This is a genomic window from Mesorhizobium sp. WSM4846, assembly GCF_055811415.1.
This window is the reverse complement of sequence record NZ_JBVVPZ010000021.1, coordinates 67739-84111: the sequence shown is the minus strand read 5'-3', so window position 1 is coordinate 84111 and position 16373 is coordinate 67739. Positions and strand designations below refer to the sequence as shown.

General features: G+C 62.4%; 18 protein-coding genes and 1 pseudogene. 11 read left to right on the top strand and 8 right to left on the bottom strand.

The genetic code is table 11. The annotated features are described in order from the left end of the window. Positions 1-126: 126 nt before the first annotated feature. Both AC0L15_RS18760 and AC0L15_RS18755 read left to right on the top strand, forming a co-directional pair. Positions 127-1262 (top strand): annotated as a pseudogene (locus AC0L15_RS18760) (OpgC family protein). A 140-nt stretch (positions 1263-1402) separates the two neighbouring features. Continuing rightward, the gene (locus tag AC0L15_RS18755; protein ID WP_287247608.1) at positions 1403-1636 is read left to right on the top strand and encodes a hypothetical protein; all 234 of its coding nucleotides are present in this window, start codon (positions 1403-1405) and stop codon (positions 1634-1636) included. 599 nt (positions 1637-2235) lie between these two features. Here the strand turns inward: AC0L15_RS18755 and AC0L15_RS18750 are convergent. Then, positions 2236-3318 carry a LacI family DNA-binding transcriptional regulator gene (locus AC0L15_RS18750; RefSeq protein ID WP_287247606.1) on the bottom strand — a complete coding sequence of 361 codons (1083 nt, stop codon included), beginning with the start codon at positions 3316-3318 and terminating at the stop codon, positions 2236-2238. Between the two features lie 136 nt (positions 3319-3454). Here AC0L15_RS18750 and AC0L15_RS18745 point away from each other — a divergent pair, with 136 nt between their 5' ends. Next, complete coding sequence (locus AC0L15_RS18745) at positions 3455-3598, top strand: hypothetical protein (RefSeq protein ID WP_287247604.1); 144 nt, start codon at positions 3455-3457, stop codon at positions 3596-3598. Between the two features lie 70 nt (positions 3599-3668). After that, positions 3669-3833: a hypothetical protein gene (locus AC0L15_RS18740; RefSeq protein WP_287193630.1), complete on the top strand. Its 165-nt coding sequence runs from the start codon at positions 3669-3671 to the stop codon at positions 3831-3833. Positions 3834-3865: 32 nt separating this feature from the next. Here AC0L15_RS18740 and AC0L15_RS18735 read toward each other — a convergent pair whose 3' ends face one another. Together AC0L15_RS18735 and AC0L15_RS18730 are read right to left on the bottom strand one after the other, a co-directional pair. Beyond that, complete coding sequence (locus AC0L15_RS18735; RefSeq protein ID WP_287247603.1) at positions 3866-4240, bottom strand: DUF423 domain-containing protein; 375 nt, start codon at positions 4238-4240, stop codon at positions 3866-3868. A 34-nt stretch (positions 4241-4274) separates the two neighbouring features. Continuing rightward, positions 4275-5534 carry a multidrug efflux MFS transporter gene (locus AC0L15_RS18730; protein ID WP_287193669.1) on the bottom strand — a complete coding sequence of 420 codons (1260 nt, stop codon included), beginning with the start codon at positions 5532-5534 and terminating at the stop codon, positions 4275-4277. 149 nt (positions 5535-5683) lie between these two features. Here AC0L15_RS18730 and AC0L15_RS18725 point away from each other — a divergent pair, with 149 nt between their 5' ends. Next, complete coding sequence (locus tag AC0L15_RS18725) at positions 5684-5941, top strand: DUF982 domain-containing protein (protein ID WP_023798420.1); 258 nt, start codon at positions 5684-5686, stop codon at positions 5939-5941. Positions 5942-6201: 260 nt separating this feature from the next. Here AC0L15_RS18725 and AC0L15_RS18720 read toward each other — a convergent pair whose 3' ends face one another. Next, the gene (locus AC0L15_RS18720) at positions 6202-6360 is read right to left on the bottom strand and encodes a hypothetical protein (RefSeq protein WP_023798419.1); all 159 of its coding nucleotides are present in this window, start codon (positions 6358-6360) and stop codon (positions 6202-6204) included. Positions 6361-6562: 202 nt separating this feature from the next. On the opposite strand from AC0L15_RS18720, the gene AC0L15_RS18715 reads away from it, so the two are divergent. Next, complete coding sequence (locus tag AC0L15_RS18715) at positions 6563-7534, top strand: glycosyl transferase family 90 (protein WP_287247602.1); 972 nt, start codon at positions 6563-6565, stop codon at positions 7532-7534. Between the two features lie 30 nt (positions 7535-7564). Here AC0L15_RS18715 and AC0L15_RS18710 read toward each other — a convergent pair whose 3' ends face one another. Then, complete coding sequence (locus AC0L15_RS18710; protein ID WP_287247600.1) at positions 7565-8608, bottom strand: aldo/keto reductase; 1044 nt, start codon at positions 8606-8608, stop codon at positions 7565-7567. A gap of 255 nt (positions 8609-8863) precedes the next feature. Here AC0L15_RS18710 and ppk2 point away from each other — a divergent pair, with 255 nt between their 5' ends. Continuing rightward, positions 8864-9784, top strand: a complete 921-nt coding sequence (ppk2, locus tag AC0L15_RS18705) for a polyphosphate kinase 2 (RefSeq protein ID WP_236389674.1) — start codon at positions 8864-8866, stop codon at positions 9782-9784. A 212-nt stretch (positions 9785-9996) separates the two neighbouring features. On the opposite strand, the gene AC0L15_RS18700 is transcribed toward ppk2, so the two are convergent. The 3 genes from AC0L15_RS18700 to hemB all read right to left on the bottom strand — a co-directional run bounded on the left by AC0L15_RS18700 (position 9997) and on the right by hemB (position 12268). Next, positions 9997-10641, bottom strand: coding sequence for a dihydrofolate reductase family protein (locus AC0L15_RS18700; protein WP_287247599.1), 645 nt, complete (start codon positions 10639-10641; stop codon positions 9997-9999). A 250-nt stretch (positions 10642-10891) separates the two neighbouring features. Beyond that, entirely contained in the window at positions 10892-11188 is a 297-nt protein-coding gene (locus AC0L15_RS18695) for a nucleotidyltransferase family protein (RefSeq protein ID WP_287247598.1), read from the bottom strand. 48 nt (positions 11189-11236) lie between these two features. Further along, entirely contained in the window at positions 11237-12268 is a 1032-nt protein-coding gene (gene hemB, locus AC0L15_RS18690) for a porphobilinogen synthase (protein WP_027154643.1), read from the bottom strand. A gap of 205 nt (positions 12269-12473) precedes the next feature. Between hemB and AC0L15_RS18685 the strand changes: the two genes are divergently transcribed. The 4 genes from AC0L15_RS18685 to AC0L15_RS18670 all read left to right on the top strand — a co-directional run bounded on the left by AC0L15_RS18685 (position 12474) and on the right by AC0L15_RS18670 (position 16321). Continuing rightward, the gene (locus AC0L15_RS18685) at positions 12474-13517 is read left to right on the top strand and encodes an enoyl-CoA hydratase/isomerase family protein (RefSeq protein ID WP_287247596.1); all 1044 of its coding nucleotides are present in this window, start codon (positions 12474-12476) and stop codon (positions 13515-13517) included. After that, complete coding sequence (locus AC0L15_RS18680; RefSeq protein ID WP_287120431.1) at positions 13514-13936, top strand: DUF6163 family protein; 423 nt, start codon at positions 13514-13516, stop codon at positions 13934-13936. The genes AC0L15_RS18685 and AC0L15_RS18680 overlap by 4 nt, the downstream gene beginning before the upstream one ends. A gap of 256 nt (positions 13937-14192) precedes the next feature. Continuing rightward, positions 14193-14708: a transcriptional regulator LdtR gene (gene ldtR / locus AC0L15_RS18675; RefSeq protein ID WP_027154640.1), complete on the top strand. Its 516-nt coding sequence runs from the start codon at positions 14193-14195 to the stop codon at positions 14706-14708. A gap of 359 nt (positions 14709-15067) precedes the next feature. Continuing rightward, positions 15068-16321, top strand: coding sequence for a L,D-transpeptidase family protein (locus tag AC0L15_RS18670; RefSeq protein ID WP_091591574.1), 1254 nt, complete (start codon positions 15068-15070; stop codon positions 16319-16321). Positions 16322-16373: the final 52 nt, after the last annotated feature.

Genomic DNA, 16373 nt, shown 5'->3' with positions numbered 1-16373 from the left:
ACCCCTATTTGTGACTTAATTAAAAAAATCACCACAATAATCGCCGCGCGCCCCCCCCGTCCCCCCGGGGCGCCGGCGGGGGGGCGGCCCCCCCCCCCCCGCCCCCCCCCGGAACGCGACACGCGCATTGATGTGTTCCGCGCTCTCGCTCTGCTGATCATATTCGTCGACCATGTCCCGGGCACGGTTTTCGAAACTCTGACCTACAAGAATTTCGGCTTTTCGGATGCCGCCGAGGCCTTCGTGCTGATCTCCGGCATGTCCGTCGCGCTCGCCTACGGCGCAAAATTCCAGTCCGGAGACCGGCTCCTGGCGACACTGAAATTGTGGCGCCGCGCCGGAGTGCTCTATGTCGCCCACATCGTCACGACGATGGCGGTGCTGGCCATCTTCTGCGCGGCGGCGATGTTCGCGAAGCGGCCGGACATGCTGACCCTGATCAACATCGAGCCATTGATCAGGGACCCGCAACATGTGCTGATCGGCATTGTCACGCTTGGCCATCAGCTTGGCTATAACAATATCCTGCCGGTCTATGCGGTGCTGCTGCTGATGGCGCCAACCTTCCTGCTGTTCATCAGTTACCGGCCTTTTACGGCGCTCGCCCTGTCCGGAACTCTGTGGCTGGTTGCCGGGATCTACCAGATCGCCCCGCCGAATTACCCTGAGCCCGGCTTCTGGTTCCTCAATCCGCTGTCGTGGCAGTTCCTCTTCAACATCGGCCTGGCGAGCATGCTGCACATCAGGCGCGGCGGCGTCATTCCGGTCAATCGCTGGCTGGTCGGCGCGTCGGCGGCCTATGTCGCGACGGCGTTGGTCTGGGTGCACAGCCCGCTATGGGGGCACGTGTCGTGGCTGAACCTGCCGGTGGTGCTGACCGGCTTCGACAAGACCTTCCTGTCGCTGCCGAGGCTGCTGCACATCCTGGCGGTGAGCTATCTGATCGTGGCGTTTCCTTCTGTCTCCAACCTGTTCGCACCAGCCGCGACCATCCGCTGGCCATATTGGGCAAGCGATCGCTGCCGGTTTTCATCGCCGGCACGCTGATCGCCATGGCGGCGCAGGTGATGAAGCTGATCAACCCGGGTGGATTTGCCTATGACAGCCTGCTGATCGCCGCCGGCATCGCCATGCAGTTCGCGCTCGCCTATTATCTCGAATGGCTGTCTTCTATTGGCGGCAACAGCAAGCCGGTCCGCAGCCAGGCGCCGCCGATCCATGCGTCCTTCGGCGTGGGCGGCATGGCAACTAGCAACCCCTAGAGATTTTTGCAGCCGAGTGGAATCACTTGGCGTAGTCGCGGTCGGTCCCCCCTCCCTCCCGGCGGCGGTCTGCGTCGTCGGCAGCGCAGCCGGCGGCGCTTCGCATTATTCGCCGGCGCCCGAGGTCGGATGTCCCGTCCTTGCCGATTCCGATGGCGACTGTTCCGGCACCCGTCGTTCCAAACTGCGACTTCAGCAACAAGGTATACGATAATAAGACGGTCACAATTGATCCTGGCGTCTACTGTGGAGGAATGTTCATCCTCAACAACTCCGTTGTCACGTTCCGCCCTGGTATTTACTTCGTCAAGGACGGGAAGTTCTTTGTCGACTCCAACGCGAAGGTCCAAGGCGACGGCCTCGTTTCTACCTGACTGGAAACAACGCGACGCTGCATTTCACCAGCAATACGAGAATCGATTTCACCGCGCCTTCGACCGGTGCCCTGGCTGGAATTCTTTTCTTCGAGGACCGCAGCGCGCCGGTCGAGCGCCTCCATTATTTCGATAGCAACAGCATCACCAGGGAGACGGGTTCCATGTACCTGTCACGCGGCATTTTTTCCACTGACAGCAACTCCACCATCGCTGCAAATTCGGCCTTCACAAACGTCATCGCCCGGAAGGTGTGGATCAAGTCGAATGCCAGCCTCACCCTCAACGCCGACTATGGTGCGACATCGGTGCCGAATGTCGCGGTTTACTATGAAGGAGTGGAAGCCGTATGGCTGGTAAGTGAGCCTGGCCCCATGCGCAACCGACGCTTGACTACAGATTCCGCATCGGGACAAAAAGGGCGGGGAGGCAGTGGTACCGGATCGGTCGCGCTACGGTGGTGCGTAGTGGGTGACGAGCCCAAAGGTCCGGGCCCCGACCGAGGCTTGTACACGCGGGGGTCACCTCGCGCTCCCTGCGGGGCAAGAACACTGGCGAGGCGCAGGAAACTGCGCCACGTATTAATTAGACGTCCGGGCTCAGGCTGTCTTGGGCGGCGGCCCCGAAGATGCCCTGACCTCTAGCTCGACGCCAAGCGTCTCGCGCCGCACCGTGCCGTCGAAATCGAGGATCGTTCGCGCCGCCCGGCGGCCGATCTCGGCGATTGGCTGCGCGACCGTGGTCAGCGGAGGATCGCAAAGTGCGGCGTCAGGCACGCCGTCGAAGCCGACGACGGAGACGTCGCCGGGAACCGCAATGCCGCGCGCGGCCAACCATTCGATCGCGACCATGGCGATCCGGTCCGACATCGCCAGGATGGCGGTCGGCGGCGCTGCCGAGGCGAAGATCGTTTCGAGGCCGGCCCTTGTGCTGGCTTCGTCGTTTTCGGTCTCGTATACCGGTATCCCAGCGGTTTCGACGCCGTACCGGGAAAACGCCTCGAAATAGCCGACGAGGCGATCGCGCGTGCCGGTGTAGAGGGCCGTCCGGACTTTCTCCGGCGAGACAAGGCCGGTACTGCCGTCGGCGAAAGGCAGCGCCAGCACGGCAAAGCGGCGATGGCCAAGCTCGGCGAGATGCTGCGCCGCCAGGCGGGCGCCGGCGACATTGTCGACGCCGATTGCCGAAACGGTGTCGTCGTCGAAGCCGAGCTCAAGCGCGACAAAGGGGAGTTTGCGTTCGCGCGTCAGTTCGACAAGCCGTGAGCCGCCCTCGATGCAGAACAGGATGAAGCCGTCGACTAGCGCGCTCTGGATGTTCCAGGCAAGTTTTTCCTGGTTGCCGGCCGATACCAGCGCTATTCCCGCGCCGGTGGCGTCACAGGCCTCGGAAATGCCGGCCATCATCGCGCGGGCAAAGGGATCGTCGAAGAAATAGGACAGCGGCTCGGTCGTGGCGACGCCAATCGCGTTGACCTTGCCGGCGCGCAGCAGCCGGCCCTTCGGGTCGGGACCGGCATAGCCCATCGCCTCGGCCGCCGCCTTGACTCGTTCGCGGACTTCCTCGCGCACGATCTCGGGACGGCTGAACACGTTGGAGGCGGTGCCGTGCGAAACCCCGGCGGCCTTGGCGATGTCGGCCAGCCGGATGGGTCTTGTATTGCTTTCGCTGGATGATGCCATTTTTTGCCTCCAGCAGGCTATCTAGCATCTTTGTTGGATCGATTCAAATTTTGCTTGACATCAGCGTGGTCCAAGCCTAGTTTTGAATCGATCCAATTGAGTATCGTCATTGGATCGATTTAGGAAGGAGCGAGCCATGCACCCCGTCAATTATCTGTTCGAAGACATCTATCGCAAGGACTGGAGCATAATTTCGAAGCCGGTGACCCGGACACGCGGCGGCAGCGCCGGGCCGTGGATCCGCGATCTGCGCTTTCTCGTGGAGCGCAAGCGGAGCTGATCGGCAGCGCTTTTTTCCGCCTGTCGATTGGATCGATTCAAATCTCAAATCGAAAAAAGGAAGCTAAGCCATGCACCCGATCAATCATCTGTTCGAAGAGATCTATCGCAACTATTGGGGCATCTCGCCGGCCATCGACAGGCCGGAGCGGCGGCGCCTGGCCAAGCCGGCGGCACGCAATCGCGACCTGCCGGTCCGGCCCGAGCGCCGGCATGAGGGGCCGTCGTCTGACTGACCGTTGTTTGGCGGAAACCGAATCCGGCCGCCTCAGGAGCGCGGGCGCCTCAGCGCCGAGGCCGCAACCGCCAGCCAGCCGGCGATGAGCAAGGTGCCGCCGATCGGCGCCGACATCGAAAAAAGCCGCGAGCCGAGGAAGTCGCGGGCAAGCAGATCGCCGCAGAACAAGACAAGCCCGATGAGAAGAATAAGGCTTGCGGTTCGCATGATCCGGTTTGCGCCGACGAGGCCGATGGCAAGGAAGACCGGTGCATGCATGAGCAGGAAGGTCGCGACCGTGCCGACGAAAGCGCCGCCCAGATGTGCCGCCGCGGCAGAAAGCGCCACACCGGCCGCGCCGCACAGGCCGCCGGCGAAAACGAGGATGCGGCCGATGCCGCTTGCTGGGTGGTCGGCTGTGCTCATGGCTTGGACTCCGTAAAGTGGCCCGCAAACGGTGTCAGGATTTGCCCGCCTGCACCAGCATGTCGCGTGCGCGGCGCGACTGGACCAGCCAGTTATACGCCGCTCCACCCGCCATCAGCACCGACGTGCCGAGAAACACCGCGCGCATGCCGAAATGACCACCGACGAACCCGCCGAGTAGCGGGCCGGCAACCTGTCCGACATACTGCGCCGAGATCGACAGACCCAGCACATTGCCGCCGACGCCGTCCGGAACATTGTGGCGGATGACGCTGGTGATGCAGGGCAAGAGGCCGCCAAGCGCCAGTCCCATCAGGAAACGCAGGCCGACGAGCTGCCACCCCTGGGTGACGAAAGCCTGCGGGATCAGCAGCAGCGCCGAGACGGCAAGCGCCGCAATGATGACGTTCCAGTGGCCGACGCGGTCGGCGAGCTTGCCGAGACGCGAGGCCGACAGGATGGCGCCAAGTGCCGCCGCCGACATGACCGCGCCGGACATCAGCGTGACCCGGCTTTGGTCCTCGATGATCTGTTGCACATAGACCGCGATGATCGGCTCGATCGACATGGTGGCGAAACTCAGCAGCGTGCCGGTCACCAGCATGGCGACGACGGGGCGCTTGTCCGGGATTTGCGACCAGCCGCCTTTCGGCTTCTCAGTCGATGCCGATTTGTCGGTTTCCGGGCGAGGGTTCTCCTTGATGAGAAAAGTCGTTGCCAGGAACGCCAGGAAAATGACGCCTCCGGCGAGCAGGAAGGTGGCGCGGATGCCGATCAAGGGCGGCAGCGCGCCGCCGAGCAAGGGACCGACGAGAGCGCCGCCGGTGATGCCGGCCGACAGCACGCCGAGCGCCCAGCCCGACCGCTCCTTCGGCGTCTGCATGGCGACGAGAATGGTCGAGCCCGAGGAATAGCCACCGGCGAAACCGATCAGCAGGCGTAGCAGCACCAATTGCCAGACGGTCTCGACCATGCCGGTCAGGGACATGCAGACGGCCATGCCGAAACTGGCGCGCACCAGCATCAGCTTGCGGCCGTAGCGGTCGCCAAGCCGTCCCCACAGCGGCGCGACCAGCGCGGCGGCGAAGAAGGTCGCGCCATAGGCGATGCCGGACCACTGCACAACAGCCGCGTGGCCCTCGGCGCCCAGCTGCTCTACGTAAAGCGGCAGGAAGGGCAACAGCAAGGTCATGGCGACAAGCGTGCTGAACGAGCCGGCAAAGCACACGGCGAGATTGCGGCGCCAATGGATATTGTGGGCGCCTTGGGTGGCAGGGGTGGAGTCTTGCGGCATGTCTGTCCTGTCCGGCAGCCTCTCGACGGCATCATTGCACAAGAACTGGCGCGGCCTGCCTGCCAGGGGATTAGCCAGCGTCGCGGCGTGATTGCGGTGGCAACCACTTTCGCGCTCGCTTCGCGAGCGGCGATGGCGTAAGAGCGGCGATGGAAAACAACCGATTTGAAACACCCGTGACCGTCAAGGGCGCGGCGGGAACCACTCAGCTCTTGCGCACGGCCCGCGAGGCTTCCGACTACCTCCTCAACAACTGGCCCGGCAAGCGCAGTCCAAAGCACCGCGAAGCGCTGCAGGCCTGCCATGATGCGCTGGCCGGCGACAAACCGGCAATGATCGCAAGGCGTGCCTTCATCGCCGCCGCCCGCGAAGTGAACGTTTTCGTCAGCGACAAGGCGCCGGTCTGAAGACGCAGGGAAATCTGATCCGCCTCGCGGGCCGGGTGCGCTTTTACTAAGGGGCAACCGCTTCAGGTTTGCAGTGCCCCTCATTGCCCTGCCCGTCCTCCGCAGCAGCTGCGGAGGATGGGCCGGGCATTTCTCCCCGTATAGTGACAGGAGAAAGCGGCCTGCCCCAAGGGTTTCGCCAATTCCGGCGTTGCAGAAAGCGCGCCAAGGTTGCGGCCAGTTCCCTTCTCGCCGTCACTATGAAGCGATTGCCCTGCAGTTTACTCTGCGGTTTCCGTTTCGGTCTCGGACGTGGTCTCGTCTTCCGGCTTCGAACGTTCCTTGGCTGCAACCTTGGCCGCTTGCTTTTCCGCCTTCTTGGCAGCCTTCTGCCGGTCGCGTTCCTTGCGTTCCTGGCCGTAATTCGGTGCTCGCGCCATATCTCTTCCTTTCGCAATCCAAAGGGTTATTAGCCCTGCCTAGGAGCATTGGGCTCCAAACACAACACCGCAAAGAGCGATCGGCTCCATAGACAGCCGGCAGGCCGGCTGAACACGGTTCCGTGGCTTGCAAGATAGCCGGCACAATGGTGTAGGAGGCACCGGGGGGCAAATCACAAGCCGACTTTTCACCAAGTGACCGATGGCCACCCTTCAAAGAAACGCACAGAAGCTATTCTACTATGCGCGCAATGCCGTGCGCGATATTGCACCGCAGGCGCTGTTCCGCCGCAGGCTCGCCGGGCTGCTCGATCAGGCCAGGCTTTCGGACGGATCGGTCCGCGCGCGTCTCAACTACTACAACAGATTGCAGGACGCTTTCGCGCCGAGCGGCGGGGCCGTGCCGGTCAGCCGGCTACCGAGAGGCCGGAGCATGTATTACTACGATCTGAAGGAATTTACCCGCTACTTCGATCCCGATTTGCGCATCGACCTCGAATTCGGCGACGTCGCCGACGTGCCTGCGATGCCGTCGATCGTCAAGGATCGGCCGATCGCCGGCGACAACAGCAACGGGGTCCTGTTCAAGCTCAACAAGTTCCGCCACTTCCACATGCCCGCCGACGATGTAACCTTCGCGGACAAGCTTCCGGTTGCGGTGTGGCGCGGCGAGCTCAACAATCCGATAAGGACCTTGCTTCTGGACGCTGCGCGCGATCTGCCCTTTTGCGATGTCGGAACGCCCAAACCGACGGCAGCGCCGGAATATCGCAAGCCTTATCTGAGCATCGACCAGCAGCGGCGCTGTCGCTACATCATTTCGCTCGAAGGCAACGATGTGGCGACCAACTTGAAATGGATCATGAGTTCGAATTCGCTGTGCCTGATGCCGCCGCCGACATATGAGACATGGTTCGCCGAAAGCGAACTCGTGGCTGGTGTTCACTATGTGCCGCTCGAACCTGATTTCACGGATCTTGCCGAGCGGGTGCAATATCTCGAACGCCATCCGACTGAGGCCGAACGCATCGTTGCCGCCGCCAACGCCTATTGCCGCAAGTTCGCCGACGAGCGGGCCGAGCAGGCGATCTGCTTGCTCGTGCTCTACAAATATTTCGTGCTCAGCGGCCAGATCGAGCCTGATCCCGAGGTCTGGCGTTTTATCTCAGGCTAAGCCCACGGCGACCTTCGACCTGATCCGTTGTCAGATATCTTCTCGGTCAAGAACCAGATCGGCCGGACCAAACCGGTCTTTTGCCGTGAATTGCTGGTGCCAATAGGGGTAGAGAACCGGCGGGCGGCTCACAGTGTCGAGGCGTGCGCGCTCATCGCTGGTCAGCACCAGGCTGGCTGCGGCGATATTGTCCTTGAACTGCGCTTCGGTCCGTCCGCCGATCACCAGCGAACTGACCGCGGGCCGGCCGAGCAGCCAGGCAAGCGCCACCTGCGCCGCCGAGACGCCATGGTTCTCGCCGATATGGGCAAGCGCGTCGACGATCCGCCACAGCCGGTCCTCGTCACGGATTGGCGGTTCGGTCCAGCCGCTGAGCTGGCGCGCGGTGGCCTGGTCGCGGTGGTATTTGCCGGACAGCAATCCACCGGCGAGCGGGCTCCACACCAGCACGCCAAGCCCCTGGTCGACCGAGATCGGCAGCAGTTCATATTCGGCTTCGCGCGCTTCCAGCGTGTAGTGGATCTGCTGGGTGACGAAACGCGGCTGGTGCTGGCGGTCGCTGACCCCCAGCGCCTTCATCACCTGCCAGCCGGAATAGTTGGAACAGCCGACATAGCGGACCTTGCCCTGGCTGACGAGTGTGTCGAGCGCGGCGATGGTCTCTTCGAGCGGCGTCGTGCCGTCCCATTCGTGCAGGAAATAGATGTCAATGACGTCGGTCCTGAGGCGTTTCAGGCTCTTCTCGCACTCGCGGATCAGATGGTAGCGCGACAGGCCCTCATCGTTGGGGCCGTCGCCGATCCGCATGCGCGCCTTGGAGGCGATCAGCACATCGCCCTTGCGTTTGCCGCCGAGTGCTTCGCCGATGATCTCTTCCGAAAGCCCGTTCGAATAGACATTGGCGGTGTCGATGAGATTGATGCCGGCGTTGATGCAGAGGTCGATCATCCGGCGTGCCTCGTCGAGATCGGTCTTGCCGACCGCCGAGAATGCGCCGGCGCCGCCAAAAGTCATGGTGCCCATGGTCAGCGTCGAAACCTTCAGCCCGGAACGGCCGAGTGTGCGGTATTCCATGTCAGATCCTCGCGATTGCGTTGAAAAGAGTGTTTTGAAGGTTGCTCGGGGAAACCTGGCATTTGTAGGACAATTCGAGCCGCTTGTCGTGTGTGCCAGGAGGCTGATCGATCCCATCTCGCGGAGTTGGGCGACCGGCGTGCGGGCCGGCTGCAATAAAACCGTCATTGCCGGCCTATATGCAAGTCGGCTCAAGGTGTCCGATCTCGGCCGGCAGGCCGAGGCCGACGCGGGCGTGCACGCGGAGCAGCATAAATGACCGAAGCAAAACAGAATTCTCCCGCCAGGGACTGGCTGGAAGCGGAACTCGCCGACACGCTCGACGAGGACTACGAGCTGGAGATGTCGGAACCGGCGCTGTCGCTGGAAATCGCCAGGATCTACAAGAACGCGCATCCGCCCTCGATGGATCGCCTGCAATATTTTCGCGACCTGATCACGCTGCAATCCGAATTGATCAAGCTGCAGTCCTGGGTGGCTTACACCAGGAAGAAGCTGGTGGTGGTTTTCGAGGGCCGCGATTCGGCCGGCAAGGGGGGCGTCATCAAGCGCATCACCCAGCGGCTCAATCCGCGCATCTGCCGCGTCGTCGCACTTCCGGCGCCGACCGAGCGCGAGAAATCGCAATGGTATTTTCAGCGCTACGTGCCGCATCTGCCGGCAGGCGGCGAGATCGTGCTGTTCGACCGCTCCTGGTATAACCGCTCCGGCGTCGAACGTGTGATGGGCTTCGCCGAGCCGGACCAGGTCGAGGAGTTTTTTCGCGACGTGCCGGAGTTCGAGCGCATGCTGGTCCGCTCCGGCATCACCCTGGTCAAATACTGGTTCTCCATCACCGACGAGGAGCAGCAGATGCGTTTCCAGATGCGCATCCATGATCCGATGAAGCAGTGGAAGCTGTCGCCGATGGACCTGCAGTCGCGCGTGCGCTGGGAACAGTATACCAAGGCCAAGGAAGAGACCTTCGCCCGCACCAACATTCCCGAAGCCCCCTGGTTCATCGTCGAGGGCAACGACAAGAAGCGGGCGCGGCTGAACTGCATCGATCATCTCCTCAAGCAGATGCCTTATGAGGAAGTGCCGCACGAAGAGATCACGCTGCCCGATCGCGTCTTCAATCCAGAATACGAGCGCCAGGTGCTGCCGCGCGAGCTGTATGTTCCGGAGAAGTATTGAGGAGCGCGCCCCTTCTCCCCTTGTGGGAGAAGGTGGATCGGCGCCCAGCGCCGAGCCGGATGAGGGGTGCTGGAAGAAATGAGGCGTCAGCGATCCTGGCGCTGTGCGTCCAATTTGGACGAGCGTGTCCGCCAAGCTGGAACACCCCTCATCCGACCGAGCTTCGCTCGGCCCCCTTCTCCCACAAGGGGAGAAGGGGGACCTAGCCAGGCTTACGCGCGCTCGATGGTGACATGCATGGCATTCGGCGTGCCCACCTGCTCGCTGCAGCGGTAGCCGAGCTTGACCATGTCGATGCCGGCAAAAAGGTTCTCGCCTGAGCCGAGCAGCATCGGCGATATCGCCAGATGCATGTCGTCGATGAGCTTTTCCCTCAGATATTGCCGGATCGTGGCGACGCCGCCGCCGAGCCGGACATCCTTGCCGTCAGCCGCGGCTTTCGCCTTTTCCAGCGCCGAGTGGATGCCGTCGGTCACGAAATGGAAGGTCGTGCCTCCCTCCATGACGATAGGATCGCGCGGTTGGTGGGTGAGCACGAAGACCGGCACATGGTAGGGCGGATTGTCTCCCCACCAGCCCTTCCAGGTGTCATCGGGCCAAGCGCCGCGGATCGGTCCGAACATGTTGCGGCCCATGATCCACGCGCCGGTGTTTTCGAAGCTGCGCGTTACGAACGCGTCGTCGGTATCCGTGGTCCCGCCATCTTCGCCGGACATGTTGCGGAAGGTTCGGGTGCCGAACATCCATGTGTGCAGGGCTTCCCCGCCGACGCCCAGCGGCTCTTTCAAGTCCTGGTCGGGACCGGCGCCGAAGCCGTCGATAGATACGGTGAAAGCGTTGACGCGAAGCTTTGACATGAGGACCTCCTTCTAATCCAGTTGTGAAATGCAAGCAGTTGTTTTTAGCCAGACTGATTGCATTTTGCAAGCGGTATTTCGCCGCGGAGCATAAGCGGCTCGTTTGGCTCGCATCAGGGTCACCGCAAAGAGGGGTGGTTGCAACAGCAGCTACATGCGCCGCGACGCCTCGAGTATGCCCTCGACAGCTAGGCGGAGCGGAGCGCCGCTATGATCTCGGCTAGGATAGGCTCGATCCGGCGGACTGCCATCAGAATACGCGCACGGCCGATCGTTCGATCTCGGCCTTCAACATAGGATGAAGGCTGTCACGCGTGGTGATGTCGATTTCCGTTGACATCTTCTCTTCCAGAAATTGCTTGATCCCGACCGGGTCGATCAGAGAAAAGCGCCGCGCTGGATCATAGTCGATGAACAGATCAAGATCGCTGTCCGGCTGCGCTTCGTCCCGCGCCGCCGACCCGAACAGATACAGCGAAGTCGCGCCCATGCCTTTGATGGCATCTGCGTTTCTCTGCAACCGTTCGATAACCTCGTTCCTGCTCATGAGCCTATTCTATCGGATTGCAGCAAAATCCCAAAACGATGCGGGTGCCTATCCCTTGAGCATCGCCGCCACTTCGGGCGCGAAATAGGTGAGGATGCCGTCGCAGCCGGCGCGCTTGAAGGCGAGTAGCGATTCCAGCATCGCCTTGTCGCCGTCGATCCAGCCATTGGCGGCGGCCGCCTTGATCATCGAATATTCGCCCGACACCTGATAGGCGAAGGTCGGCATCCGGAATTCGTCCTTTAGCCTGCGGATGATGTCGAGATAGGGCAGGCCGGGCTTGACCATCAGCATGTCGGCGCCCTCGGCGAGGTCCTGTTCGGCCTCGCGCACGGCCTCGTCGGAATTGGCGTGGTCGAGATAATAGGTCTTCTTGTCGCCCTTGAGCAGGCCGGCGGTACCGACCGCCTCACGGTAGGGTCCGTAGAAGGCGGAGGCGAATTTCGTCGCGTAGGACATGATCGCCACATCCTGAAAACCATTGGCGTCGAGCGCATCGCGGATGGCGCCGATGCGGCCATCCATCATGTCGGAAGGGGCAATGATATCGGCGCCGGCCGAAGCCTGGATGACGGCAGCCGCCGTGACCTGCTCCACCGTCTGGTCGTTGACGATGATGCCGTCACGCAAGATGCCGTCGTGGCCGTGCGAGGTGAAGGGATCGAGCGCCGCATCGGTGATGATGCCGATCTCGGGCACCGCGCGCTTGATGGCGCGCGTGGCACGGTTGATGACGTTTTCCGGATCGAGGATGTGCGAGCCGGTCTGGTCGCGCAGGCCAAGCTCGACATTGGGAAAGGTGGCGATCGCCGGAATGCCGAGCTTTGCCGCGCGCTCGGCCTCCTTGACGGCAAGGTCGAGCGACAGGCGGAAAACACCAGGCATGGCGGCGATCGGTTCGCGCATATTTTTCCCATCGATGACGAAGATCGGCCAGATAAGGTCATCGACGCAGAGCCGGTTCTCCTGCACGAGGCGGCGCGACCAGTCGGCCTTGCGCATGCGGCGCAAACGGCGACTGCCGGTGATCTCGTCGACGCTGCGCGCGCCGGCAGGCTTTGCTGGGGTGAATTTGTTCATCGCCAAAACTCCGGATTGGCGGCTTTTAACACGAGCCTCCGCCGCTGACCAATGCGGCACGATAGTGCCAGGCACAAGCTGGATACCGGTATACGAGTTCCCGACCGTTGTTGTCCGACAGGATTGCGCCCCGGCATTGACGCACCCATGCGCCACGCTTTAGCACTTCAGTCCCGGCGGCATTGGGCGAGGGATTCTTTAGGCGATGGATTTTGGCGGCGGCAACGAGATCCGCTTCGAACGATTGGGCAGGGCCGGCGTCGTCACGCTGACGCGGCCGCAGGCGCTCAATGCCGTCACCCATCGCATGGTTGGGACGTTCGACAAGGCGCTGCGCGCCTGGGAGCGCGACGACGGCGTCGATGTTGTCGTCGTCAAGGCCGAGGGCAGGGCGTTTTCGGCCGGCGGCGACATCCTCCACATCTACGAGGCCGGCCGCGCGGGAAAGCCGCCGGTCGATTTCTTCGCCGACGAATACCGGCTGAACGCCCGCATCGCGCGGTTCGAAAAACCCTATGTCGCGCTGATCGACGGCATCGTCATGGGCGGCGGCGTCGGCATCTCCTTCCACGGCTCGCATCGGCTGCTGACCGAGAACGCCCAGTTTGCCATGCCGGAAGTCGGCATCGGCTTTTTCCCGGATGTCGGCGCCAGTCATCTGCTGCCGGGCCTCGGCGGCAGCTTCGGCATGTATCTGGCCCTGACCGGAAACCGCATCCGCTATGGCGACGCTCTGTGGTCGGGCCTGGCGACGCACACGATCAAGGCGCAGGACCAGGCCGGCTTTCTCGACCGGCTGGTTGCGAGCGGCGACCCGGAAGCGGCGCTGCGCGGCTTTTCCGTCCCGGCCCGGCGCGAAACGGACAGTCCGACACTGGAAGCCATCGCTCGCCATTTCGCGCAGCCGTCGCTGAGCGACATCATCGGCAGCCTGGAGCGCGCCGCACCCGCAGACGCGTTCGCGGCAAAGACACTGGCGACGATCCGCACCCGCTCGCCGACTAGCCTGCATGTTGCCTGGCGCGAGATCAGCGCCGGGCTGACGCTGTCGATGGACGAGTGCATGCGGATGGAGTTCCGCATCCTCAACCGCATGCTTGCCGGCCACGATTTCTACGAAGGCATCCGCGCCGCCATCATCGACAAGGGCTCGTCGCCGCAATGGCGGCCAGCAGACATCGACGACGTCAGTGCTGCCGACGTCGATCCCTATTTCGCTCCGCTCGGCGAACGGGAACTCAAGCTGTGAGCGAGGTCACGTCGAGACGCGTCGTGCTCCAGCCCTCGACGGTCGAGGTGATCTTCGCCTGGTTTCAGCGCGTCATCTCAGGCTACTGTCTGTTGTTCGGGATTTTGTACTGGATCCGGCTGATCGGCTTCTATCCCGGCTCGTTGTGGCGCTTCGATCTGATGCCGGTGCATTGGCAGGTGGCGGCGGTGACGCTCGCCGTCTTCTTTCCCTTCGCCGCCGCCGGTCTGTGGATGCTGGCCTCCTGGGGGCCGGTGATCTGGTTCATCTGCGCGGCGACCGAGACCGTCATGCATGCCGGCTTTCCCGAACTCTTCGGTCACCGGCCGCTGATCCTCGCCTCGCATGCGGCGGTGGCGCTGCTCTACATCGTCTTTCGCGTGGTGATCTGGATGCAGAAGCGCCGGAGCCGGCAATAGAGCATCGGACCGATGCTCTACAAGAATAGCCCACGCCTGCGGTTGGACGGGGCAAATTACCGCCCGCAATCATTGGCTAAATCTTTAGGTTAATCATCCTTGTTGGGGTGACCCTTCGTTAAGCCTCTCTCGAAACCTATTACCGGTAAGCTCTTGTTAGCCCTAGCGTTTAAGTCGAATTTTATGAGTATTCGATAGTGTCGCGATCAAGGTGAAAAACAAAAAATCACCAGGCGACAAACGAGAGGCAAAGACAATGATCAATTCCCGTCCGGCGGCGAAGACCGCCAACGTATCCGATGACCGCCGCGAGGCGATCCGTTCGCTGTACATGGAATCGCTGCAACTGGTGGAACGGCTGCACCGCCGCCTGCTTGACGTGATCAAGGACGAATTCGACCGCAACGGCCGTTCCGATATCAACGCCATCCAGGCGCTGCTACTCTTCAATATCGGCAATTCGGAACTGACCGCCGGCGAGCTGCGCTCGCGCGGCTATTATCTCGGCTCGAACGTCTCCTACAATCTGAAAAAGCTGGTCGATCTCGGCTTCATCAACCACCAGCGCTCGCGCATCGACCGCCGTTCGGTGCGGGTCTCGCTGACGCCGAAGGGCAGTGAGGTGGCGGAAGTCGTCGCCGGCCTCTACGAGCGCCATGTCGGCTCGATCGAGCAGGTCGGCGGCATCAACACGGAAGAATTCAAGCAGATGAACCGCGCCTTGCAGCGCCTCGACCGCTTCTGGAACGACACCATCGCCTATCGCATGTAAAGCATGTCCATCGCGTGCAACCGCGCCACAGGCCCAGTCGGGGAGCGATACACAAGACCGGTGCCGAAAAGCATCGGTCTTTGCGTTTCGTGAGGCCAGCCGATCCAAATCGCGGTCAGGGTCACGTTGCCGCCATATTCCCGGTGGAAGCGAGAACGCGGGTGATGTTGCGGCGCGAGCCAATCCGTCTCCCCGCCAACCGCCTCAGTGAAGGCGCGTCGCGCCCGGCGCGTTCTCGCACAGAAGCGAGTGGGGCATGGTTGGCTAATTGTTAAGGGCGCCAACCTTAGAGTGGGCCGGGCCTAGCATGCGGGCGGATCGCCCGGTGAAAAACTGTTACAGGACTATCTGGAGCGTACATGAGAACCAGTCGCCGTTTCTTCCTTTCCGGAGCCTCCGCGTTGGCCGCGACGATGGTTGCCGGTGGCGCCAGCGCGCAGGACGTGATCGCGGACATCCTGAAATCCTCGGGCCGCGGCAACTGGAACGACCAGTTCGACGCCCGCGCCAGCGAGGGCGGCAAGGTGGCCTCGACGCTGCCGATCGTCAGCCTGCAGACCGTTGCGTACACAGAGCAGGCGATCGCGCAGTATCAGAACATTGTCGCGCAGGGCGGCTGGGAGCGGGTCCCGGACACCAAGAAGTTGCAACTCGGCGTCATCGATCCCGACGTGGTGCCGTTGCGCAGGCGCTTGATGATTTCGGGTGACCTGGCGCAGAGCGCCGGCCTTTCAGAGGCCTTCGATTCCTATGTCGATGCGGCAGTCAAGCGCTTCCAGGCGCGTCATGGCCTGCCTTCCGACGGGACCCTGGGCCAATATAGCTATGCGGCGATGAATGTCTCGGCGCAGGTCCGGCTTGGCCAGCTGCAGACCAATCTGCAGCGGCTGAACGAACGCGCCGGCACGCTGGGCAACCGCTATGTATTGGTCGATATCCCCGGCGCCCAGATCGAAGCGGTCGAGAACGACCGCGTCGTGCTGCGCCACACCGCCGTCGTCGGCAAGATCGATCGCCAGACGCCGATCGTCGATTCCAAGATCAACGAGATCATCGTCAATCCTTACTGGAACGCGCCGGTCTCGATCGTGCGCAAGGACATCATTCCGCTGATGCGGAAGGACCCCAACTATCTCAAGGACAGCAAGATCCGGCTGTTCGCACCGGATGGCAGCGAGGTCGATCCACTGACTGTCGACTGGTCGACCGACGACGCGGAGAAATACCGCTTTCGCCAGGATCCGGGCGCCGGCAATGCGATGGCCTCGGTCAAGATCAATTTCCCGAGCCCGGACGGCGTTTACATGCACGACACGCCGCAGCAGAGCCTGTTCGGCAAGATGATGCGCTTCGATTCCTCGGGCTGCGTGCGCGTCCAGAACGTGCGCGACCTCGTCACCTGGATCCTGCGCGACACGCCGGGCTGGAGCCGCCAGCATTTCGAGGCGTCGATCAAGAGCGGCGAGAACATCCCGGTGCAGGTCACCAATCCGGTGCCGGTCTTTTTCCTCTACATCTCGGCCTGGTCGACGGGGCCTGGCGTCGTGCAGTTCCGCGACGACATCTACGGGCTCGACGGAGCCAACGAGCTGCAGATCACCTCTGCGCTCTAAGCCACTGATCGTATTGTTTAAAGGCCGCCATCGAGGCGGCCTTTTTGATGTG

Bases quoted from the DNA above. Each gene is read 5' to 3' on its own strand.
- ldtR (WP_027154640.1), top strand. From the start codon at position 14,193: ATGATCAATTCCCGTCCGGCGGCGAAGACCGCCAACGTATCCGATGAC.
- ppk2 (WP_236389674.1), top strand. From the start codon at position 8,864: ATGACCGAAGCAAAACAGAATTCTCCCGCCAGGGACTGGCTGGAAGCG.
- AC0L15_RS18750 (WP_287247606.1), bottom strand. From the start codon at position 3,318: ATGGCATCATCCAGCGAAAGCAATACAAGACCCATCCGGCTGGCCGAC.
- AC0L15_RS18715 (WP_287247602.1), top strand. From the start codon at position 6,563: ATGGCCACCCTTCAAAGAAACGCACAGAAGCTATTCTACTATGCGCGC.
- AC0L15_RS18685 (WP_287247596.1), top strand. From the start codon at position 12,474: ATGGATTTTGGCGGCGGCAACGAGATCCGCTTCGAACGATTGGGCAGG.
- AC0L15_RS18735 (WP_287247603.1), bottom strand. From the start codon at position 4,240: ATGAGCACAGCCGACCACCCAGCAAGCGGCATCGGCCGCATCCTCGTT.
- AC0L15_RS18745 (WP_287247604.1), top strand. From the start codon at position 3,455: ATGCACCCCGTCAATTATCTGTTCGAAGACATCTATCGCAAGGACTGG.
- AC0L15_RS18710 (WP_287247600.1), bottom strand. From the start codon at position 8,608: ATGGAATACCGCACACTCGGCCGTTCCGGGCTGAAGGTTTCGACGCTG.
- AC0L15_RS18730 (WP_287193669.1), bottom strand. From the start codon at position 5,534: ATGCCGCAAGACTCCACCCCTGCCACCCAAGGCGCCCACAATATCCAT.
- AC0L15_RS18740 (WP_287193630.1), top strand. From the start codon at position 3,669: ATGCACCCGATCAATCATCTGTTCGAAGAGATCTATCGCAACTATTGG.
- AC0L15_RS18695 (WP_287247598.1), bottom strand. From the start codon at position 11,188: ATGAGCAGGAACGAGGTTATCGAACGGTTGCAGAGAAACGCAGATGCC.
- AC0L15_RS18725 (WP_023798420.1), top strand. From the start codon at position 5,684: ATGGAAAACAACCGATTTGAAACACCCGTGACCGTCAAGGGCGCGGCG.
- AC0L15_RS18670 (WP_091591574.1), top strand. From the start codon at position 15,068: ATGAGAACCAGTCGCCGTTTCTTCCTTTCCGGAGCCTCCGCGTTGGCC.
- hemB (WP_027154643.1), bottom strand. From the start codon at position 12,268: ATGAACAAATTCACCCCAGCAAAGCCTGCCGGCGCGCGCAGCGTCGAC.
- AC0L15_RS18700 (WP_287247599.1), bottom strand. From the start codon at position 10,641: ATGTCAAAGCTTCGCGTCAACGCTTTCACCGTATCTATCGACGGCTTC.
- AC0L15_RS18720 (WP_023798419.1), bottom strand. From the start codon at position 6,360: ATGGCGCGAGCACCGAATTACGGCCAGGAACGCAAGGAACGCGACCGG.